The organism is Emticicia aquatica (assembly GCF_923079645.1).
Classification (GTDB): Bacteria; Bacteroidota; Bacteroidia; order Cytophagales; family Spirosomataceae; genus Emticicia; species Emticicia aquatica.
The window spans coordinates 231400-253410 of sequence record NZ_CAKLPY010000002.1; the positions used below are offsets into that span (position 1 = coordinate 231400).

The following is a 22011-nucleotide window of genomic DNA, read 5'->3' on the forward strand; positions in this document are numbered from 1 at the left end:
AATTTTTTTTAGAAACATAAGTTACCGTTCAATAAAAAAACAATAAATATTGTTTAAAAAACGGCACTTAATTAGCTAATTACTCTTTTAAGTACATATTTTAAGAATTATTTTTTCATTTTTTAAAATTTAATTCTAAAAAGAAAATATTAAAAAAAGAAGATTACTTTCCGAATGAAAGTAAATTTCTATTGAAACACTACGCAATAATTTTGCCAAACTATTAGCATTATTAGAATTTTCATTGATTTTAACTTGCATCAACTCATGTTTCTTTCGTAAATTCACCACTTTATTTATTGTCAATCCTAAAAGTACATCTAACGTTGAATAGAAGAGATGCGATGCAAAGAGTTGCCTTCCTGATGGGAGGTGCTTTGTCTGCCCCAACAATGATTGCAATGCTGGAAGGCTGCAAATCAAATACTGCTACTGAAGCAGCCACGTCTTTTGCTTTATCGACCGACTATAAAAGTTTGGTTGCTGAAATTGCCGAGATTATTATTCCTAAAACATCAACACCTGGAGCTAAAGATGCTGGCGTTGGTCCATTTATCGAAATAATGCTAAAAGATTGCTACACTAAAGGCCAACAAGAACATTTTATAAAAGGACTTGACGCTATTGAAGAAGCTTCAAAAAAAGCAAATGCAGGAAAAAAATTCTTGGAAAGTACACCCGAACAACAAACCGCCATTCTAAAATCATTTGAAGCTTTAGCAAACGAAGAAGCTAAAAAGAATGAAGCTTCTAAGAAGATAATTGATGCCGAAACTGGTCTTGCAAAAGACACCAAAGGCAAAACAGAAGCTCCGCCAACACCTTTCTTCAAATTGATGAAAGAATTAACTCTATTGGGTTATTTTACGTCAGAAGTTGGTTGTAAAGAAGCATTAGCTTTTGTGGAAGTGCCTGGTAAATATGAAGGTTGTGTAAAAATGACTCCTGGACAAAAAGCTTGGGCATTGTAATAAGGGTTTAGAAAATAGCTATTACAGGATTTAGACAACATAAAAATCTAATTCCTAAAACTATGATTGAGAATCGCTTCAAAGAAAAAAATACTAAAAAATAATCTATTCAATCAGATGAATATTCAAGGTAAAGAAAAAGAAAAAATGACTTATGACGCAATCGTTGTAGGTTCGGGAATATCAGGTGGCTGGGCTGCCAAAGAATTATGTGAGAAAGGCTTAAAAGTATTGATGATTGAACGTGGAAGAGACATCAAACACGTAGAAGGATATGATACAGCTATGAAAAATCCGTGGGACTTCCCTCACCGTGGAAACATGGACAACATGGCTAAAGAAGAATATTGGGCAAGCGTTCGTACAGGTTATACGGGTCGTGAAGAACACCGTAAAATGTTTGAAAACGATAAAGAAAACCCGTATTTAGAAAAACGTGGTTTTGACTGGATTCGTGGATACCACGTTGGCGGACGCTCATTGATGTGGGGTCGTCAAAGCTACCGTTGGAACGAAAAAGACTTTACCGCAAATCTTGAAGATGGACATGGCGTTGACTGGCCAATTCGTTACAAAGACTTAGCTCCATGGTATAGCTATGTTGAGAGTTTCATTGGCGTTAGTGGTACAAAAGATGGTTTGGATGTATTGCCTGATGGAAATTATCAACCTGGCATGGAAATGAACTGTGTTGAAAAAGATTTCAAAGCTAAAATCAATAAAAAATTTGGTGGCCGTGCTGTAACGATTGGCCGTACAGCTCACTTAACGTCTCCGACTAAAATTCAAACTGATTTAGGTCGTGCTGCTTGTCAATTCCGCAATGCTTGTATGCGTGGTTGCCCTTATGGTGGGTATTTCAGTACACAATCTGCTACTTTACCAGCAGCCAACAAAACTGGTAATTTGACTTTAACAACTGACAAAATTGTTCATCAAGTTATTTTTGATGATGAAAAAGGCAAAGCAGTTGGAGTAAAAGCCATCGACCAAAACACAAAAGAAGAATACGAATACTTCGCAAAAATCATCTTCTTGAATGCTTCTGCTATTAATTCTACTTGGATTATGATGCAATCGAAGTCAAAAACGCATCCAAATGGTTTAGGAAACGAGTCAGACCAGTTAGGAAGAAACATCATGGACCACCATTTATCAGTTGGTGCTTCAGGAACTTTCGAAGGCATGGAAGATATGTATTACTATGGTCGCCGTGCCAATGGTATTTATGTTCCTCGTTTTGCTAACTGGGGTAGCGATAAAAAACGTGACTTCGTACGTGGTTTTGGTTATCAAGGTGGTGCAAGCCGCTCAACATGGGGACGTGGTACTGGAATGGACGGTTTCGGAGCTGATTTCAAAGAAGCAATGACACAAGTTGGTCCTTGGTCAATGGGAATTGGTGGTTTTGGAGAAACACTTCCTGACGAAAACAACCGCTTTATTTTATCTGATAAGAAAGATAAATGGGGCTTGCCAGTTGTTGAATTTGACGCCGCATGGGGCGAAAATGCGTTGAAAATGCGTATCGCAATGATGAATGAAGCAGGCGAAATGTTAGATGCCGCTGGTTTTAAAAACATCAGCACTTATAACAATCCGACTCCAAACCCAGGTATTGGTATTCACGAAATGGGAACTGCTCGAATGGGTAGAGATAAAAAAACTTCAGTATTGAACGGAAATAATCAAGTTTGGGGAGCAAGCAACGTTTTTGTAACTGACGGTGCTGCTATGACTTCGGCATCTTGCGTAAACCCATCGCTTACATACATGGCTCTTACGGCTCGTGCAGCAGATTTTGCAGTATCAGAGTTGAAGAAAATGAATTTGTAATGAACCTATAGAATTTTCTAAAAAAGCGAATTTACCTTGGTAGATTCGCTTTTTTATTGCTTTTTGAAATAAATTTAAAACTAACTTTAATAATGAAAACCCTAAAACTAATCTTGACTTTCATTTTCGGTATTTTTATGATTTTAGGCGGAGTTATGCACTTCATCAAACCTGAAGTCTATGCTCCATTTATTCCTGCGTTTTTGCCCAATATTGCTGTCAATTATTTTACAGGAATCCTAGAAATTGCGGTAGGTTTTGGAGCTTTTATTCCACGTTTTCGCTCCATTGCAACACTTGGGATTTTGATATTGATGTTGGCATTTTTGCCGCTACATATAATTGATGTTTTTAAAGAAAACCCTGCCATCGGTAGCCATCAAACTGCATTAATACGTTTACCTATCCAATTTGTATTTATCTTTTGGGCTTGGTTCATTTATAAAAAATAACTTTCTGCCAAATAACTTTTGTTCGTATTTAGGCATGAATATGTTTGATACGAACGCTGTTGTATTTTATTCTTCGGAAAAAGTTTTCTTGCTTTTTTTGCTCAAAATCACTTTTTGGTTTGTTGAAAAAAAACTGCTTTGAAAAGAAAATTAAAGAGAAGGAAGTCAATAAGCCCAACAATAAAAATCCAATTACAATGATAGTTTCCATAGCTTTTATTTGTTTTATGTGAATGAAAATAAATTGGGTACTATTCATTAAACTTTCCTCGACGAATAAACCCAACCAAAAAAGAAATAACAGCCAAAACTAATAATACATGAATGAGTCCAGAAGCACTATAAGCAACGGCTCCGATTAGCCAACCTACAATGAGAATAATGGCAATGATATATAAGATAGAACGCATGGCTTAAATTAGTTTTGAATGAAAAAATGGTTTGTTAAATAGTAGGATAAAATAACTATTCCACTACAAAAAAGCTTTTTTATGGGAAAATTGACAGACGAAATAGTTTTTATAGGGAAAAACATTCCTCACTTTTTTATAAAAACCCTTGGAATAATATTTTAGTTATACGATTGGCTCATTACTAAAACTGATATTTCTTCATATTATTAATAGAAAACACATGAAATCAATCGCTAATCAAATCAGTATAAAAACCTTACAAATTCTCAACTGGCTATTCTTTTTTGCGATGATTACGGCCAATTACTTGGCTAATGCTTTGCCTTTCAATGGTAAAACAACAGGAGAATTATCCGACCAATACCCTAATTTATTTGTTCCAGCACCCATTACTTTTGCTATTTGGGGAGTTATCTATGTGCTTCTACTATTTTTTTGCATCCAACAAAGCAAAGCGTTTTTCAGTAAAACCATTGATTCTTCAACTAACGATTTAGTAAAAAAAATTGGTTTTCGATTCATTATTACCTGTATCTTAAATATTTTTTGGATTTTAGCTTGGCATTATGAACATTTATTTTTCTCGGTTTTAGTCATGGTTTCGCTGCTTATTCAACTCATTGACATTAATAGTAAAATCAATAAATTGGAAATTACTCGTTCATTTATCATAAAATCTTCTTTTGGTGTTTATTTAGGATGGATTTGTATAGCAATAATTGCTAACATAACTGCTCTTTTGGTCTATTTTGGTTGGGAAGGAATGGGGCAAAGTCCAAGCTTTTGGACTTGCTTCATGATTTTACTCGGAGCTGTTATTGTGAGTTGTACACTTCTAAAACTGCAAAATAGTTTTATTGGAATTGCCGTTTTGTGGGCTTTCATCGGCATTTTAATTGCCCGCATCGGTGCGGTTGATTATTACCGTTTTATTGTTTGGACAACCGTTTTCGGAATTGTCATTGTTGGCACAAGCTTAATTATCGAAACAACTAAATCGGTTTTTAAAAATTCAAGATAATATTTCTAAAATCAATTTTTTAGAGAAAAAATTATCATAAATATTGTTCCTTTTCCTAATTCAGATTCAACTTCAACTCTTGCATTGTGCGACTGCAAAATAGTAAGTGTGGCTGCTAAACCAAGTCCTAAACCATTAGTTTTCAAAGTAAAATAGGGTTCAAATAATTTATTAAGGTTATCGGCACTGATGCCAATACCATTATCCTGTATTTTTACATAACAAAAATTTGTATCTGTATGCGTTGAAATATTTAAAATGCCTTTTTCAGCTTCCATTGCCTCAATGGCGTTTATTATAAGATTGAGAAATGCAATTTTAATTTTCGATTGGTCAAGTAGTAAATGACAATCTTCCGAAAAATATTTTTGCAAAGTTATCTTTTTCAAACTTAATCTATCTGAAGCTTCGTTAAGGGCTTTTTCCAACAAATCAACTATCGAAACTTCTGTTAAAATTGTTTCTTGAGGTTTGAAAGAATCTAGCAATTCGGTGATAAGCGTATTAATTCGATGGCTATTTCTACGAATTATATTTGTAAAAAGTTTCAATTCTTCATCTTCCAGTTCGGGGTCGAGTTGGTCTAATGACAAATGAATATTTGTTAAAGGATTCCTTACTTCATGAGCAAGGGTACGAGCCAAACGAGCTGTCGATGCCGATTTTTCGGCCAATAATCGGTCTCGTTCCATCTTTTTTCGAGCCGTAATATCATTGATTACTATCAAATAATAATCATTTCCATCGCTATCTTTTTGTTTGCTACTATTCAACGAGCAAAGCACACGTTCGCCATTTTTCCTGACCAATGACGCTTCATAATTATCAATAGACTCTTGATTTTCAAGAATTTCTTTGAAACGATAATAATTGTCTGGAATAGCAAAAAAATCACTAAAATGGCGATCGGCAATGGCTTTTTCATCAAAATTAAACAAATCAAGAGCTGTTTTATTATGATAAAAAATCAGTCCATCAGTCGATTTTAGCACGATTGCTTCTTTCATCTGCTCAAAAATATGCTGTAATCGTTTTTCACTTTCCCGCAAACGTCGCATCGTTTCGGCTCGTTCAAGTGCATATCGAATACAACGGTCTAATTTTTCGGCATCCAAATCACTTTTCACTAAATAATCCATCGCTCCCAACCTCATCGCTTCAATATCGACTTTTTGGTCGCCTTTTCCTGTAAAAAGTACAATTGGACAATTAATCCCTTTTTCAACGGCAATTTTCAATAAATCAATTCCAGTTTTTATTCCTAATAAGAAATCAAAAAAACAAAGGTCAAACTTAGTTTTAGCAAGTTGAGCAATTCCTTCATTAAACGAACTCGCCCAAGTAATTTCAAACTTTTTGTTAGGAATATCTTTGAGATAATCTGACGTTAAATAAAAATCGTCTTCATCATCATCAACAATTAATAATTTTATTGAATCAATGTTCATTTTTGTGAATTTTGAGGAAGTTGAACAATTTCAAGCCAATAATGCCCTAAAGTTTGAGCAATTTCTATAAAATCAGCAATAGAAACAGGTTTTGTAATGAAACTATTGATGCCCAATTCGTAGGTTTTCAAAATATCTTGCTCAGCTTTGGAGGTTGTTAAAGCTACAACAGGAATCATTTTAAGTGCATGATTCGATTTTATTTCTTTCAATGCTTCTCGCCCATCCATTTTAGGCATATTCAAATCAAGCAATATTAGGGCAGGCATTGGTCGTTTTTCATCGTTACCTTTTTTGAGATAATCGAGCAATTCTAAACCATTGTTTACAAAATGAATTTCGACGTGAAGTTTACTTTCATAAAAAGCTTCTTTCGTAAAAAGTTGGTCATCTTCGTCATCGTCGGCTACTAAAATGAGCATTTTATTTATATCTCGAATATTTTTCATTGGCTTCTACAATTAAATTATTTTCGTGGTAATTGGCAGATAAAAAATAAACTCGGCACCCACATTATCTTCACCAAAAGCTTCAATAAAACCCTGATGCGTTTCAACAATTTTACGACAAATAGCCAAACCAAGTCCAGTACCTTCATATTCAGTACGACCGTGAAGACGTTGAAAAATAGCAAAAATTTGCTCGGCATATTTTTGTTCAAAACCAATTCCGTTGTCGCTGATATTAAACCGAAAATAAGATAATTCAGATTTCAGTTGCGGTATTTTCTCAGATTCTTCTTTGGCTAATTTTGTAGCTTTAATTTTTATAATTGGAGCAATGTTCGACTGTTTAAATTTAATGGCATTTTCAATGAGATTTTGAAAAAGCTGCTGCATTTGCACCGATTGAGCTTCAATTATAGGCAAATCATCTACTAAAATTGTTACCTTTTCTTCTTGAATTCTTAAATCTAAATCTTCTAAAACGTTTTTTACAACTTCATTTAGTGAAATATTTTGTGGAATTTCAATATTTCTTGATGCACGAGAATAGGTCAACAAATCTTCGATAAGATGATTCATCCGTTGAGCAGCATTCATCATTCGGTCAATAAAAAACTTACCCTCATCTCCCAACGAATCTTTATATTTATGATTGAGTCGCTCGCCAAAAGCCTTAATTTTTCGTAGTGGCTCTTGTAAATCGTGCGATGCAACATAAGCAAATTGTTCTAATTCATGATTACTTTTATTGAGAGCCGCCAATTGTCGCTCTAACTCTTTTCGATAAGTCTCAACTTCGGTCAAATCAGTGTTTATTTTTTCGGTAATATCTTCCGCAATGAGCATTACGAAACGATTTTCACCAATTTCGTTTTGCTTCAAAACTATACCTCGATTAGAAAATGTATGGATTTGACCATTTTTATGTCGAAAATTCGTCAAAAACTCGATTGATTCTCCCATTTTAATTCCCAAAAAACGATTTGATAATTCATCAGGGAAATCGATAATCGTTATTCCTTCAATTGTTTCATTTGTTGCTTGAATCTCCGCCAAATCATATCCTAATATTTCGACAATTCGGCTATTAACAAAAATCAATTTACGTTGTTCTAGGTCAAAAATATAAATAGGATTGGGTAAAAAATTCACCCAAGTTGCTATTTGACCACCAATCAAATCAAGTCCGAAAACATTGGTACACAAATCAATTTTATTCATCATCGGTAAGATTCAAATATTAGGGTGTGTTAAACGGGAAATAAAAACTCAAGCATTCAAATTAATATTTTTCATTTTATTGTAAAGCGTTTTTCGGTCGATTCCCAAAACCTCAGCAGCTTTGCTCTTATTGAAATTAACTTGTTTTAAAACATTTAAAATCATTTCACATTCGGCTTCTAAAGCAGCTGATTTTAAATCGGCTTTCGACAGAGCTGTTATCGGTTGAGCAATGATTGGTTGTGGAACATAGTATTTGGGCGTTTCAAAAGTTGTGCCCAGCGTTTGCGGTGAAATATTGGTTGGTTCATTAAACAATAAACGGTTATAATTTATCAGTTCAAAAGGCAGTGTACTTGCCTCAATCATATTTGATTCGGAAAGCAAAGTTGCACGACGAATAACATTTCTCATTTCACGCAAATTGCCTGGCCATGGATATTCGTGGAAAGCTTTGATTACTTCTGAAGAAAAACTTTGGACATTTTTGTTCAATTCGTCATTCGTTTTTACCAAGAAAAACTGTGCAAAAGCCATTAAATCTTCTTTTCGGTCACGAATAGGCGGTACATCAATGCTAAATTCATTGAAACGATAATACAAATCTTCTCGAAATTTTCCTTTTTTAGCCGCTTCAATCAAACGTTCGTTGGATGCGACAATTAAGCGTACATCAACCGATATTTCACGATTTCCACCAATTCTACGCACTTTCCGCTCTTGCACCACTCTTAATAATGACACTTGCGTATCGTATGGCAGATTTCCTACTTCATCTAAAAAAAGTGTGCCACCGTTGGCCATTTCAAAATGACCAATTTTCTGTGCCAATGCTCCTGTAAACGCTCCTTTTTCATGTCCAAAAAGTTCGCTTGCCGCTAAATCTTTTGAAATTGCACCGCAATCCATCGCCACAAATGGGCCAGAAGCCCGTTTGCTTCGTTTATGAATTTCTAGTGCAACTGCTTCTTTTCCTGAGCCACTTTCACCATAAATCAATACGCTATAATTGGTCGGTGCAACCAAATCTACTTGCTTGTAAAGATGATTCGATTCGGGGCCATCACCAAAAATATATTTCGACTGATTTGGCTTTTTGCCAACAGATATAGGCAACTCATTTTCATTATTTATTGGATTTTCGGCTATATTGACGTAATGCGATGGATGGCTAAGAGCTTTTTTGATTGTTAATAAAATTTCATCAGGAAAAAGTGGTTTTGTTATATAATCATAAGCACCTTGCTTCATCACATTGATAGCAACTTTAATATCAGAATAACCAGTAATAATCAAAACGGGAACCTGTGGAAGCTTTTGTTTGATATTTAACAAAATCGTTTCTCCGTCCATATCGCCTAATCGAAAATCGGTCAAAACGAGGTCAGGAACGAAGTTTTCCAATGTTTCCAAACCAGTTGTTCCATCGTGAGCAATTGCCACATCAAAGCCATTTTTACTTAAAAAACGTCTTAATAAAAGACAAATATCGGTGTCGTCATCAATGACTAAAATTCGTTGTGCCATACTTTTTTAAATTTACGATTAAGGCTATTTCTTGTTTTTATTATAAAATTCGACGCAACGGAGCGGGTGCTATTCCTAATATTTCACGGTATTTGGCAACAGTTCTTCTTGCCAAATTATATCCACGCTGCGAAAGAAATTCGGTCAATTGGAAATCGTTGAAAGGTTTATGTTTGTCTTCGTCAGCAATCAATTCAGCTAAAACTAATTGAATCTCACGATTGGAAACTTCTTCGCCATTTTCGGTTTTCATTCCTTCGGTAAATAAATCTTTAAGATGAATTACGCCAAAAGGCGTTTGGGCATATTTGCCACTTGTAACTCTTGAAATCGTCGAAATATCCATTTTAATCTGCTCGGCAATATGTTGCAAAACCATTGGTTTTAATTGACGAACATCGCCCGAAACAAAATATTGTTGTTGCATTTTTACAATGGCTTTCATTGTTTTCAGCATTGTACTTTCTCGTTGCTGAATGGCCGCAATCAGCCAATTGGCTGCATTGATTTTGGTGTTTAAATATGAATTTACCGCCTTCGACGTTCCTAAATCTTCTGCATAAACTTTATTGATGTGCAAAGGTGGAATGCCTCGATTATTAAGCGAAACTTCCAAACTTTCACCCTCAACCGAAATGATATAATCAGGAATAATATTGTCTTTAGCAATCAGCACATTTGATGATTGTCCGCCAACTACTGGGTGTGGATTTAGCGTCGAAATAAGTAAAATCGCATCTTTTATTTGTTCTGAAGTAAAATCACTTATTCGGATGAGTTTATCGTAATTTCTGGTTGATAATTCATCAAAAAAATCTTTTACCAATGTTTTAGCGATACAAACGTCCACATCTTTACGTCGCTCCAATTGTCGCATTAAACATTCTTGCAAATTGCTTGAACCCAAGCCTACGGGGTCAATTTTATGTAAAATAGACACTAAAACTTGTATTTCTTCTTCTTCGATATACATTCCGCTGGCGAAAGAAACGTCATCAGCCAATGATTCAGGAGTTACAAGCAAATAACCTTCATCTGTCAATGAATCTACCAAAAAATCTGCTAATAATTGCTGACGCTCGTTGGTTAAAAGCAAATGAAATTGCTCTTTCACTTCTGCTCGCCAACTAATACTTTCGACCAAAGTTGGCGAAAAAATAGTGTCATCTTCTGTATAATTATTCACTCTTGTACGGTAATCAGGCACATTATCATCACTAAATTCGTCCCAATCCATATAATCTTGCGTGTGGTCGTCGGTATTTTCATTGGGATTCGTAAATTCATCGTTCAACTCGGCAACGCCTTCTTCCAAAATTGGATTTTCCTCCAATTCATTCTTGATATACTGTTCCAACTCAAGCGAATTCAACTGAAAAAAATTTAACAGTTGAATTTGCATGGGCGAAATTTTCAGTGACTGCTTTTGCGATTGAGTGAAATGAAGCATAGGAACAATTTTGGGGGAATAAGTTTTTTTACAATTAGAAAAAAATATACCTACCTTAAATGAATAAACGAATCAACTATATCAAATCAAAAGAAATACCGTTAGATTATTTTATAATGTACGTTAAACGGCGTTCTTATCAAGCTTTTTTACAGTAAATTTTATTAATTTATTACAATCGTTCATTGATGACATTCATTGATTGTCCAAATTTTTCCTTAAAATGAAGACTTTTTTCCACAATCTGTTGGGTAAAATAATCCCCAACGAATTATCCTTCGCTAATTTCCCTAAGGCTCTTTTGAGTTTTGTTTTTTCAATCGTGATAAGTATCACGATGCTCTCTTTTTTGAGTTTGATTACGTATAATAACCTACGAGACATGAGTCAACGCAACGCCGATGTGACGCATACTTACCGAGTTAGGTTTAAAAATAAAGATTTAATAAAGACCTTAATTGACGTTGAAACGGGTCAAAGAGGTTATTTATTGACTGAAGATGATATTTTTTTAGAACCTTATTTACAAGGAAAAACCAAAATTGGATTGATACAAAGTGAACTACGGGTTTTATTGAATGATAATAATCAGCAGAGCAAACGCCTCAATAAATTAGATGAATTGATTGCCAGAAAGTTGATAATCATGGAAAATGGCATCAAAAATCTCAAAAAAAACAGAACAATTGATACCTTAAATTTGTACCTTGGCAAAATTTATATGGATAAAATAAGGTCTTTTTCGGAGCAAATTGACGACGAAGAAATATTACTTTTAAAATATCGAAATGACCTCCAACAAAGTGCCGATACCAGTATAACTTATTATTTATTTGGCCTTTCGGGCGTTTCATTGGCTTTTTTGTTAGTGTTTTTTCGCCTATTATATTTAGAACTCAAACGTAGAATTGGATTTCAAAATACCTTAGAAAATAAACTTGCCGAACTCGAACGCACAAATGCTGAACTTGAGCAGTTTGCTCACATCACTTCACACGACTTACAAGAACCTTTACGTAAAATTAGGGCATTTTCGGAACGTTTGAACGCTAAACAAGGCGACCAATTGAGTGAAGATGCTAAAGCTAATATCAAAAAAATAAATCAATCGGCTAGCCGAATGCAACAACTTATCAACGATTTATTGGCGTTTTCGAGAGTTACAAATATTAAAGATTATAAACATGATGATATAAATTTGAATGAAATCATTAAAGAATCATTGGAAGATTTTTCGGAATATATTTCTCAAAAAGATGCGACTATCATAACCGACAAGCTGCCTATTATCAAAGGAGTGAGGGTGCAATTTGTGCAATTATTCAATAATTTATTATCAAATTCGCTCAAATATAGCCGACAAGAAATTAGACCATTAATAAAAATTCAGTACAAGCAAGTAAGTGGCTCAGAGATTCCGAATGCAGGCATTTTGCAGAAAGAGAACCTTTATCATCGACTAACATTTATTGATAATGGCATCGGTTTTGAAGAACAATATTCTGAAAAGATTTTCACTATTTTTCAGCGTTTACACAATAAAAACGAATACGAAGGTACTGGGATTGGTCTTGCTCTTTGTCGAAGAATTGTAACAAATCACAACGGCTATATTCTGACTGAAGTAAAAAAAGGGCATATTGGTGCGATATTTCACATATATTTGCCATCATAAAAAATGTTCATACCATAATGAATAGAAACGTAAGGGTTATCATTTGTGACGATGACGAAGATGACTTGTTCCTAATAAAATCCGTTTTAGAAGATATTCAATTTAAAAATCAAACTGTTTTTCTAAAAAATGGTTTTGAAGTGATGGAAACTCTCCAAAAAAATGACCGTGATGCAACAGTTGGATTAATTTTGTTGGATTTGAATATGCCAAAAATGGATGGTCGGGAAGTTTTGAAAGCCATTAAATCTAATCCAGATTATTGTCGTATTCCTGTGGTTATCCTTACTACTTCTGGTTCGCCTCAAGATATTGAGCAATGCTACGCTTTAGGTGCAAATTGCTTCATTTCCAAACCTTCATCTTACGATGGGCTAAATGATGTAATTGCTACATTGAGCAAATTTTGGATTGATTTGTGCCACCTTCCAGTTAGAAGTTAGTAATTCTAAAAATCTTTTTTATTGAATAAATACAAGCATGTGGCACGATTTTTTGAATTTATACGCTAAAATAAACTGCAAATGAATGAAGATAGCGTGAGAAATTTATACCCAAAAGCTTTAATCATTGATGACGAAATTGATACTTGCCTTTTATTAGGAATGTTGCTAAAAAAATTCGGAATCTCCTCCGTTATTGCTCATAATTTAGCCGACGGTTTTGCGATGTTAATGACAGAAAAGCCATTAATTATTTTCTTAGACAATGACCTTCCTGATGGTCGAGGTATTGAATACATTGAGCAAATTAAAAAACAAATTCCTACTTCAAAATTAGTCATGATGACCGCCATGAGTTCGCTGTCTAAACAAGCATTAAATTTAGGTGCGGATGGTTTTATTGAAAAACCGCTCGATATTCATAAAATTGAACGTATTTTACATCAATAAAAGAACTCCCAACGGCTTTACCATTGGGAGTTCTTTTTATTGATTCAAGAATTAATCTAATTTTTCTTTGATATCTTTTTTTAATTCTTCCGCTTTCTGTTTGGTTTTTTCCCAAGTTTCGCTCGCATTTTCTTTCAAATCATCCCATTTTTCGCTAGCTTTTTCCTTTAAATCAACAGCTCCAATTTTCACATCATCTACTTTTTCTTGGAGTTTTGCTTTGGCTAATGCTACTTTTTTATCGAATGTTTCAGCTTTGTGTTCAGCTGCTTTGTCGAGTAATTCTTCTTTTTTGTTATCCATGATTATTGTGTGTTTTAAAAAGTGAAACCAATATTTAATTGTCCAACAGAGTTTTTAGAATCTCCCAAAAATATCTTTGCCGATTCGGAATTGGCAATTTTTTGCAAACCATAGCTATAACGTGTTCCAACCATTAATTTGCCAAAATATAAACTCAAGCCAGCTGTCAAGCCATAATCGAAGCTTTTATAATTATCTTTATTCAAAAGTATTTCGCTCGCATTTCCGTTATCTGCTTTACTTTTTGAGGAGGCATTAACCAAAAATCCGCCATAAGCTCCTGCATGAATATCAATTACATTACCAATTTTATAGGTAAGTAAAAGTGGTACTTCAGCATAATCTAATTTAAAGGTTGTTTCGCCTTGAAATGTATTCAAAATATTGTAATGAGCGGTTGTTCCTTTAGTTGAATAGGCTATTTCTGGTTGAAAATATAATACCCCTTTTATAAGCGGAACTTGCGTAAATAACCCCACATTGAAACCATATCTTGGATTACGGTCGCTCACATCTTTGATATAAAGATTAGAAGCATTCAAACCTCCTCTAATACCAGACTTTGCTGTTTGTGCTTGTGTTTTTTGAAGAAGACCCAAGGCTACAATAAATGCCATTATAACGATTTTAAATTTCATCTTAATTTTGATTTTAAGTAAATAATATAATTATTAAAAGTTGGTGGATAATGATTGATTTATTTCAAACTTACTGGCGAACCTGCTTCTTTTTTCATTTGTTCACTGGCATAAATACCCATTTCTACCCGACGATTTTGCTGGCGACCAGCCTCCGAATTATTACTTGCCACTGGATTCGCTTCACCCATTCCTACAATTTTGATTCGATTGGGAGCAATTCCTTCGGCTATCAAAAAATTACCAACCGAATTTGCACGCATTTCGGATAACCTTTTATTGTAAGCCAATGACCCAATACTATCTGTATTGCCTTCAATCAAGAGTTCTATTTGAGCATCTTTTTTTAGCGTTTCGGCCATATTTTTAAGGTTCATCATTGTTTTAGGAAGCAAAACTGATGAGCCAAAATCAAACAAAAGGCTATTGCCCATAGTCAATTTTACCCCCTCACCCACTCTTTCAACTTTGGCTTTATCTCCTAAATCTTCTCTTAACTTTTCAGCTTTTTTATCCATAATATCGCCAATGACTGCTCCCGCCGCACCTCCAACGGTCGCTCCAATAATTGCACCGATTGCTGTATTACTTTTATTTTTCCCGATAATGCCACCAATAACTGCTCCCGAGCCAGCCCCAATAATTGCTCCTTTTTGGGATTTTTTTAAAGGACTTTTTTTCTTTGTTGCCTGCCCAAACGATGCAACTGTATTACCCATTAAAAATAAACCAATACAGGCTACTGTGATGATATTTTTTGCGTTCATGTTCTTCTTGATTTTTTATTTAAAACTAAATATTTTAAATGCTTACTTTGATTAATAAAAATACCATTCCAAGATTATTAAAAAACGCAAATAGCACACAATTAACTTATAATAAACACTTTACAGATTCAGGTGAACTAATTTTGTGTTTTCTAATGAGTATCTTTTTCCTCATTTTGGGATTTAAAAAGTATTTATTTACCCTATTTAATTTCTTAAAAACTTAAAATTTATCCATAAAAAAAGACCACGCTTGGGCGAGGCCTTTCTCACAAATTCTTATAATTTATTGTTCAAAACTTGACTGCATTCCATCAATTTTAGTATTAAGGTCATGCTTAAATTGTTTCCAATCACGCTTAATGTCTTTACCAACTTCAACCAAATCGTTATCTAATTCTTTCAAATTATCTTTCAACTTTTCTCGTCGAGTTTCAAGTTTTGATTTTTCTTCATTAGTCGATTTCTTGATTTTTGCATTTATATCATCAATTTCTGAATTAATTTTTTCTCGACGTTCTTCAATTTTAATTGATAATTCCTTGCGAGATTCCTCGATATCATTTGCAGTTTCATCCGCAGCATCTTTGATTGTATCGGCGGCATCATCAGCTTTTTCGGCTACTTTATCTTGAGCATCTTGTAAATCATTCGCTGCATCTTTTTTTTCATCACGCGAACAAGCTCCTAATGTAAAAATTCCCAAAGCAGCACCAAAAACTATAAATTTGATTGTTTTTTTCATGATATTCTTTTTTTAGATAATTAATGATTGAATAATGAAAAAAATCATTCCTCATTTTTTACAGAAAAAAAGTTAGAAAGAAATGAAAAAAATGTAGATAATTTTCCTCAAAATGATACTTTTCTCTCTATTCGCTAAAATTTAATCCCTCAAAATTCATTGGGCTTTTCTACATTTTTTTCTAATTTTAAATTTTTCAACCCAATACCCAAAATATGCTTATAATTGACGCCCATCTGGACATTGCAATGAACGCCATTGAATGGAATCGTGATTTTAGAAAATCTATTTTTGACATCCGTGAACGTGAAAAAGGCATGACCGATAAACCTGACCGAGCAAAAGGGACAGTTTCTTTGCCTGAACTACGCAAAGGAAATATCGGTCTCATTGTTGCCACACAATTGGCTCGGTACGTTGCTCCAGATAGCGTGATAAGTGGTTATAATTCACCCGAAATCGCTTGGGGAATTACGCAAGCCCAACTTGCTTGGTACATTGCTATGGAAGATTTGGGCGAAATGGTACAAATAAACAATCTTACAGCTTTAGAAAATCATTTGAAGCTTTGGCAGGATGATAGCATTTCTAATGAAACAAAACCTGTCGGTTATATTTTAAGTCTCGAAGGAGCAGATTCGCTTATCAATTTATCATATTTAGAAAAAGCTTATGCTTACGGTTTACGTGCTTGTGGCCCTGCCCATTACGGCCCAGGACGCTACGCACCTGGCACAACAATGTCGGGCGGTTTAACCAAAATGGGCCGAGAGTTGGTGCAAGAAATGGATAAGCTCAACATGATTTTGGATGTAACGCACTTAACAGATGAAGGATTTACAGAAGCATTGTCTTTGTTTAAAGGCAACGTTTGGGCTAGCCATCATAACTGTCGCTCACTTGTTGATTATCAACGTCAATTGACTGATGAACAAATTAAAATTTTGATTGAAAGAGGAGCTGTTATCGGAGGTGTTTTGGATGCGTGGATGCTAGTACCAAACTGGACAAGAGGAAAAGATACTCCGCTCGAACGTGGTGTGACACTCGAAAAACTGATTGATAATTATGACCATATTTGTCAAATTGCAGGTAATGCCAATCATATTGCTATTGGTAGCGATTTGGATGGTTGTTTCGGAACTGAACAAACGCCTAGTGACCTCGAAACGATTGCGGATTTGCAAAAACTACAAGGTTTACTTACCAACAGAGGATATTCGGAGGATGACATTAAAAAAGTTTTTCACGGAAATTGGTTGCGTTTTTTAAGAAAAGCTTGGCGTTAACTATTATTTTTTTCAATCAATTTAATTATTCTTTCATGAAAAAACCATTACTCTTTCTCACCACATTAAGTTGTATTTCATTCTCGAATTTTGCTCAATCATTTATTCCCGCCTTCGACCGATTTTCAGGAAAAGAAGTAGCCTACATTTACCTCGAAAATGGCACTAAAGTAGAAGGAACAATTGACGACCTCGACCGTAAAAAAGGCCTTATCGAAGAAGTAACAATTTTACCAACAGGGCAAAAGAAAAAGAAAACTTTTGAACCAAAAGATATTAAAACGATGTATTTGCCTGCAAGTGGCTACAATAAATTGGCAAACTCACTTGACCAAGCTTATAATGCCCAAAAATGGAAAAACAATAGCGTTAACATGGAAATCATCAATAAAGGCTATGCTTATTTTGAAAAAGTAAAAGTAAAAATCAAAAAAGATACTGAAGAATTATTGATGCAAATGGTTAATCCATCATTTTCACTAAAAATCAAAGTTTTCCATGACCCACTAGCTCAAGAATCAATGAGATTTGGCGTAGGCGGTATCACAATGGCAGGTGGCGACGACAAATCATATTATGTGCAGGTTGGAAACGAAGTTGCCGAAAAACTCAAAAAGAAAGACTACGACGACGAATACACAAACCTCTATAAGGATTGTCCAACTTTGCTTCAAAAATTAAAATCTGACCACCGCTGGACTAATTTTGATAAGCATTTGTTAGAATATACAACGATCTGTAAGTAGACAAACATATAAATCTTTACATTATGACGAACTTTTTATTGGGTTCGTCTTTTTTTTTATTTGTCTATACAAGTTTATTCGTTTTTCTTAGTAGATTTGGTCTCTATATTCAACCTATTTCATATCTATTAAAATGCAAGATAAATCAACAAGCAGACGAAATTTTATTAAAAGTTCTGCCATCGCTGCCAGTGGCTTTTTTATTGTGCCTCGCCACGTTTTGGGCAAAGGATTCATTGCTCCAAGTGATAAGTTAAACATAGCTGCCATCGGTGCTGGCGGCAAAGGTGCTTCAGATATTAACAATGCATATAACAACGGAGTGAATAATGTAGTAGCTCTTTGTGATGTTGATATGGCTCGATGCAAAGCTAGTCTCGACAAGTTTCCAAATGCCAAGCGTTATAAAGATTTCAGAATAATGCTTGAAGAAATGAAAGGCGACATTGATGCTGTAACTATTTCAACTCCTGACCATCAACATGCAGTTGCCGCAATGGCTTCAATGCAAATGGGCAAGCACGTTTATGTACAAAAACCATTAACACACGATATTTATGAAGCTCGTACACTAACCGAAGGGGCGAGAAAATACAAAGTCGTTACGCAAATGGGTAACCAAGGTTCATCAAATCCTACTCAAAAAGTAATGATGGACTGGCTCGATAAAGGCCTCATTGGAAAAGTAAGCGAAGTACATATCTGGACAAATCGCCCAGTTTGGCCACAAGGAAACCCTGTTCCAACTGATAAACCCAAATTAATTGAGTCTATGGATGCAAATGATTGGGATTTGTTTATTGGAACTGCTCAATATGTTGACTATCACCCTCTTTATCACCCATTTAAATGGCGTGGATGGTGGAATTTTGGAACAGGAGCTTTGGGCGACATGGGCTGCCACTTAATTGACCCTGCTTTCCGAGTTTTAGGTTTGGGCTACCCAACTGAAGTAGAATGTAGTGTTGGACAAGTATTTATGAAAGATTGGCAAGCCGAATATAATCCAGAAGGTTGCCCGCCATCATCAAGTGTGCAGTTGAAATTCCCTGCTACAAAACGCAATAATTCGCCAGTGACAATGTATTGGACAGATGGTGGAATTAGACCATTCCATCCAGAATGGATTCCTGCTGATGAGCCTCTTGCAGAAGCGGATAGCAGCAATGGTGTAATAATGATGGGAACTAAAGGTGTAATGACTTGTGGAACTTACGGAAATGAACCAAAAATATACCTAAAAAATGGCGAAAGAATAACAATGCCGAAAGCTGACCCTAATTTCAAACCATTGCCTGAGCATGGACACCAAGCATCTTGGGCAGAAGCTTGCAAAACTGGCTTTAATAGCACAGAGCATAAAGCGTTGTCTTCATCGTTCGATTATTCTGGGCCATTGACCGAAACTGTTATCATGGGCAACTTAGCGATTCGTAGTTATATGCTCAGAAAATCAAATGGTAAAAACGGATTTAATTATGATGGTCGCAAAAAACTAATTTGGGATGGACCAAATATGAAAATAACTAATTTTGACGAAGCAAATCAATTTGTGAAACGTCAATACCGTGAAGGCTGGAAACTGGTTTAATTGTAGCTTTTTGTTAATATTTATGCGTTATGAGATTTTTACAATTTCATAACGCATTTTTTTAAAGTTTTCCCATTAATTCAAAATCACCGACTTTAGTCAAATACATATAATCAAGTAAAAGTGCATTCGTATTATTAATCATACGATGCCCTTCCACAAACGGAACTACGTGCGTAGTAATTCGCTCGAATTCATACTCCGTACCCATTTCTTTGTTATTCATCGCTGCTATTTCATCACCAGTCATTTCGATTTCACAAGCGTATAAATAAATCGCTTCATCGCTTGTTCCTGTTGCAGGAAATGTTCTTTTGCCTGGTGATAAATCCATTAATTGACTTTCCAATATCTCTAAACCTGTTTCTTCTCGTACTTCCTGTACTGCAATGGCAAGTGGAGTCATCGTTCCGTCAACCATTCCAGCAGGATGTTCGTACGTATAACCGCCTTCTGCAATTCGGCGTTGTTTTACCAAAAGCAAAAATTTTTCTTTGCTTTCCTTATTAATCAAACAAATCAGTACACAAACTACCTCACCTTTCAAAAAACAAATAGGTGGTATTTTATCTCCTTCTGGAGTTTCGGCATCAAGCATCAGAAGCGAGAACAAAACTTCGCCATTGTAACGTCGGCGAGTAAAATGTTCATCTATCTTATTGATTTTCAATCCATTTGCTATTAAATTAGTTTTCCAAAGCTTAAATTTGTGGGCATCTTCGAGTTTTTCGAGCATCATTTTAGAATTTGTGCATCACGGAAATTCATCCAAGTGAATATTATTAATAAAGCAAAAATAAACTTTATGAATCAAAATACAGGCAAATACTTGATTTTAATTGGTAGTGTTTTACTTTTGATTGGTATTTTTATTTACTATTTTTCTGATAAACTCCATTGGTTTGGTCGATTACCTGGTGATATCCACTACGAAAACAAAAACTTTAAATTCTCATTTCCACTAGTTACAATGCTGATTATCAGTCTTTTATTAAATTTGATTTTATATCTCGTAAAAAAGTTTTTTTGAAAATATATTTATACAACAAATGCAACCAAATTATATTTGGTAACGTCTCTACAAATACCAAAGCGTTGGAAACGAAGAAATAATGAAAAAAGTATATATATATTTATTTTTTGTTGGTTGGTTATTTTGGGGCTGCGATAGCGTCACTGATTTGCAGCCACAGCAGAATATTAATGTAGCCATTCCTCAAGCTGCCGTCAACGCTGTGAGGCACGCCTATCCAGAGGCCACAAAAGTTCGTTTTTCGACAATTGAAAAAGATAAAATTTTTCAATCTGATTTTGAAATAAAAGTCGAAAAAATGTCAGCAATTGTTAATTATTTAGGGGTAATCTCTGAAATGTATAAACAAACTGGCGAAATTGATTTACCCGAAATTATTAAAAAATATATTGAAACAAATTATTCGGGAGCAACTTATGGAGATATTTGCCAGCAAGTAAATAAAGATGGACAAATTGAAGGTTATAAAGTTAGGATTAAAGGTAAAGATGCAAAAGAAATTACCTTAATTTTTGATGCAACAGGCACGCTAATCTTATCAATTGCCGATGATAGAGGAATGAAGCCTCCTGGAATGAAACCTCAAAAAATCTATTTTATCGACAAAAGTGAATTGCCTCAAGCGATTACTGATTATTTAGTTTCAAAGCATGGTGAATATAAATGTATTAAAATTGCCGTTATAGTAGAAGCCGATACTAAAGGATATTCGGTTGTGATTAGTAAAGATTTTACGACTTATGATTATTTGTTTGATGAAAAAGGAAATGTATTAAAATCATCTTCTTTTGGAGTCAATGCTCCTAGCGATAGAATCGAAGATAAACCATTAAATATCAACGATTTAAGTTCTAAAATCAAAAATTATCTCGACAAAGAATTTAAAGGTTGGCAATTTGAACGAGGTTTATCTTTTTCACAAAATAATGTTATTCAAATATATAATATTCTTATAACGTATGATAAAAAACAATATTCCATACAATTTGATGGTGAAGGAAACTATATAAAGAAAGAAGAAATTGGTAATAATGGCATGGAAAAGGCCGTTATTCAAATGATTCAACCAAAAGATTTACCGAGTATCATTACTAATTATTTGGCTAGTAAACATACAGATTTTAAATATATTCAGTCTTCAATTGTTACGACAAAAGACAAAAAAACATATTGGATAACTATTCTTAGCAAGAATATTACTTTCGATTATACCTTCGATAATCAAGGGAATTTCATAAATGTCAAGGAAATTACGATGAAATTTCCTGATAATAAAATAAATGATAAACCTCTCGACCCAAAAGATATTCCGAGCAAAGCCAAAGAATATTTAGATATAAACTTTAAAGGTTGGGTATTTCAAAAAGGATTTATAGCGTACGCAGAAAATAAAGTTTTAGGTTATATGATAGCTATTAAGGTAGGGAACGATTATTATTACATCAATTTTGATGAAAATGCTCGTTTTATATCTGCCAGAAAAGGCTAAAAAGCATTATCAAACCTATTATTATTAATTGAATCTAAAACACAGCAACCCTTTTCG

General features: G+C 34.4%; 24 protein-coding genes. 12 read left to right on the forward strand and 12 right to left on the reverse strand.

Annotation, left to right across the window (positions count from 1 at the left end):
- Positions 1 to 326 precede the first annotated feature (326 nt).
- From MJQ71_RS10725 to MJQ71_RS10735, 3 genes are all read left to right on the forward strand, one after another.
- A complete protein-coding gene (locus MJQ71_RS10725) occupies positions 327 to 971 on the forward strand; it encodes a gluconate 2-dehydrogenase subunit 3 family protein (RefSeq protein ID WP_238806611.1) in 645 nt (214 codons plus the stop codon).
- 117 nt (positions 972 to 1088) lie between these two features.
- Positions 1089 to 2807: a GMC oxidoreductase gene (locus tag MJQ71_RS10730; protein WP_238806612.1), complete on the forward strand. Its 1719-nt coding sequence runs from the start codon at positions 1089 to 1091 to the stop codon at positions 2805 to 2807.
- A 92-nt stretch (positions 2808 to 2899) separates the two neighbouring features.
- A complete protein-coding gene (locus MJQ71_RS10735) occupies positions 2900 to 3259 on the forward strand; it encodes a DoxX family protein (RefSeq protein WP_238806613.1) in 360 nt (119 codons plus the stop codon).
- A 28-nt stretch (positions 3260 to 3287) separates the two neighbouring features.
- Here MJQ71_RS10735 and MJQ71_RS10740 read toward each other — a convergent pair whose 3' ends face one another.
- Positions 3288 to 3470: a hypothetical protein gene (locus MJQ71_RS10740; protein WP_238806614.1), complete on the reverse strand. Its 183-nt coding sequence runs from the start codon at positions 3468 to 3470 to the stop codon at positions 3288 to 3290.
- A gap of 40 nt (positions 3471 to 3510) precedes the next feature.
- Positions 3511 to 3669, reverse strand: coding sequence for a lmo0937 family membrane protein (locus MJQ71_RS10745; protein WP_238806615.1), 159 nt, complete (start codon positions 3667 to 3669; stop codon positions 3511 to 3513).
- A gap of 223 nt (positions 3670 to 3892) precedes the next feature.
- Between MJQ71_RS10745 and MJQ71_RS10750 the strand changes: the two genes are divergently transcribed.
- Positions 3893 to 4693 carry a TspO-related membrane protein gene (locus tag MJQ71_RS10750; protein ID WP_238806616.1) on the forward strand — a complete coding sequence of 267 codons (801 nt, stop codon included), beginning with the start codon at positions 3893 to 3895 and terminating at the stop codon, positions 4691 to 4693.
- An 11-nt stretch (positions 4694 to 4704) separates the two neighbouring features.
- Here MJQ71_RS10750 and MJQ71_RS10755 read toward each other — a convergent pair whose 3' ends face one another.
- The 5 genes from MJQ71_RS10755 to rpoN are packed head-to-tail and all read right to left on the reverse strand — an operon-like array spanning position 4705 to position 10785.
- Positions 4705 to 6141: a hybrid sensor histidine kinase/response regulator gene (locus MJQ71_RS10755; RefSeq protein ID WP_238806617.1), complete on the reverse strand. Its 1437-nt coding sequence runs from the start codon at positions 6139 to 6141 to the stop codon at positions 4705 to 4707.
- Complete coding sequence (locus MJQ71_RS10760) at positions 6138 to 6590, reverse strand: response regulator (RefSeq protein ID WP_238806618.1); 453 nt, start codon at positions 6588 to 6590, stop codon at positions 6138 to 6140. Before MJQ71_RS10760 ends, MJQ71_RS10755 begins: the two co-directional genes overlap by 4 nt.
- 12 nt (positions 6591 to 6602) lie before the next feature.
- Entirely contained in the window at positions 6603 to 7811 is a 1209-nt protein-coding gene (locus MJQ71_RS10765) for a sensor histidine kinase (RefSeq protein ID WP_238806619.1), read from the reverse strand.
- A 45-nt stretch (positions 7812 to 7856) separates the two neighbouring features.
- A complete protein-coding gene (locus tag MJQ71_RS10770) occupies positions 7857 to 9335 on the reverse strand; it encodes a sigma-54-dependent transcriptional regulator (protein WP_238806620.1) in 1479 nt (492 codons plus the stop codon).
- Positions 9336 to 9375: 40 nt separating this feature from the next.
- The gene (rpoN, locus tag MJQ71_RS10775; protein WP_290370178.1) at positions 9376 to 10785 is read right to left on the reverse strand and encodes an RNA polymerase factor sigma-54; all 1410 of its coding nucleotides are present in this window, start codon (positions 10783 to 10785) and stop codon (positions 9376 to 9378) included.
- Positions 10786 to 11008: 223 nt separating this feature from the next.
- On the opposite strand from rpoN, the gene MJQ71_RS10780 reads away from it, so the two are divergent.
- The 3 genes from MJQ71_RS10780 to MJQ71_RS10790 all read left to right on the forward strand — a co-directional run bounded on the left by MJQ71_RS10780 (position 11009) and on the right by MJQ71_RS10790 (position 13353).
- Positions 11009 to 12460 carry a sensor histidine kinase gene (locus MJQ71_RS10780; RefSeq protein WP_238806622.1) on the forward strand — a complete coding sequence of 484 codons (1452 nt, stop codon included), beginning with the start codon at positions 11009 to 11011 and terminating at the stop codon, positions 12458 to 12460.
- Between the two features lie 17 nt (positions 12461 to 12477).
- The gene (locus MJQ71_RS10785; RefSeq protein WP_238806623.1) at positions 12478 to 12903 is read left to right on the forward strand and encodes a response regulator; all 426 of its coding nucleotides are present in this window, start codon (positions 12478 to 12480) and stop codon (positions 12901 to 12903) included.
- Between the two features lie 81 nt (positions 12904 to 12984).
- Complete coding sequence (locus MJQ71_RS10790) at positions 12985 to 13353, forward strand: response regulator (protein ID WP_238806624.1); 369 nt, start codon at positions 12985 to 12987, stop codon at positions 13351 to 13353.
- Positions 13354 to 13404: 51 nt separating this feature from the next.
- Here the strand turns inward: MJQ71_RS10790 and MJQ71_RS10795 are convergent, their stop codons facing one another.
- From MJQ71_RS10795 to MJQ71_RS10810, 4 genes are all read right to left on the reverse strand, one after another.
- Positions 13405 to 13656: a hypothetical protein gene (locus tag MJQ71_RS10795; RefSeq protein ID WP_238806625.1), complete on the reverse strand. Its 252-nt coding sequence runs from the start codon at positions 13654 to 13656 to the stop codon at positions 13405 to 13407.
- A 14-nt stretch (positions 13657 to 13670) separates the two neighbouring features.
- Positions 13671 to 14294 (reverse strand): porin family protein, encoded by a 624-nt coding sequence (locus MJQ71_RS10800; RefSeq protein WP_238806626.1) that lies wholly within the window; start codon positions 14292 to 14294, stop codon positions 13671 to 13673.
- Positions 14295 to 14353: 59 nt separating this feature from the next.
- On the reverse strand, positions 14354 to 15061 hold the full coding sequence (locus tag MJQ71_RS10805; RefSeq protein ID WP_238806627.1) for a YiaD family glycine zipper/OmpA-like lipoprotein: 708 nt from the start codon (positions 15059 to 15061) through the stop codon (positions 14354 to 14356).
- Between the two features lie 286 nt (positions 15062 to 15347).
- Positions 15348 to 15806, reverse strand: coding sequence for a coiled-coil domain-containing protein (locus tag MJQ71_RS10810; protein ID WP_238806628.1), 459 nt, complete (start codon positions 15804 to 15806; stop codon positions 15348 to 15350).
- A 215-nt stretch (positions 15807 to 16021) separates the two neighbouring features.
- Here MJQ71_RS10810 and MJQ71_RS10815 point away from each other — a divergent pair, with 215 nt between their 5' ends.
- The 3 genes from MJQ71_RS10815 (at position 16022) to MJQ71_RS10825 (ending at position 19432) form a co-directional block, all read left to right on the forward strand.
- The gene (locus MJQ71_RS10815; RefSeq protein WP_238806629.1) at positions 16022 to 17095 is read left to right on the forward strand and encodes a dipeptidase; all 1074 of its coding nucleotides are present in this window, start codon (positions 16022 to 16024) and stop codon (positions 17093 to 17095) included.
- Positions 17096 to 17130: 35 nt separating this feature from the next.
- Entirely contained in the window at positions 17131 to 17841 is a 711-nt protein-coding gene (locus tag MJQ71_RS10820) for a hypothetical protein (protein ID WP_238806630.1), read from the forward strand.
- Between the two features lie 133 nt (positions 17842 to 17974).
- Positions 17975 to 19432 (forward strand): Gfo/Idh/MocA family protein, encoded by a 1458-nt coding sequence (locus tag MJQ71_RS10825; RefSeq protein WP_238806631.1) that lies wholly within the window; start codon positions 17975 to 17977, stop codon positions 19430 to 19432.
- Between the two features lie 61 nt (positions 19433 to 19493).
- Here the strand turns inward: MJQ71_RS10825 and MJQ71_RS10830 are convergent, their stop codons facing one another.
- A complete protein-coding gene (locus MJQ71_RS10830) occupies positions 19494 to 20168 on the reverse strand; it encodes an NUDIX domain-containing protein (protein WP_238806632.1) in 675 nt (224 codons plus the stop codon).
- 69 nt (positions 20169 to 20237) lie between these two features.
- Between MJQ71_RS10830 and MJQ71_RS10835 the strand changes: the two genes are divergently transcribed.
- Together MJQ71_RS10835 and MJQ71_RS10840 are read left to right on the forward strand one after the other, a co-directional pair.
- The gene (locus tag MJQ71_RS10835; RefSeq protein ID WP_238806633.1) at positions 20238 to 20462 is read left to right on the forward strand and encodes a DUF2905 domain-containing protein; all 225 of its coding nucleotides are present in this window, start codon (positions 20238 to 20240) and stop codon (positions 20460 to 20462) included.
- Positions 20463 to 20544: 82 nt separating this feature from the next.
- A complete protein-coding gene (locus MJQ71_RS10840; protein WP_238806634.1) occupies positions 20545 to 21954 on the forward strand; it encodes a PepSY-like domain-containing protein in 1410 nt (469 codons plus the stop codon).
- Positions 21955 to 22011: the final 57 nt, after the last annotated feature.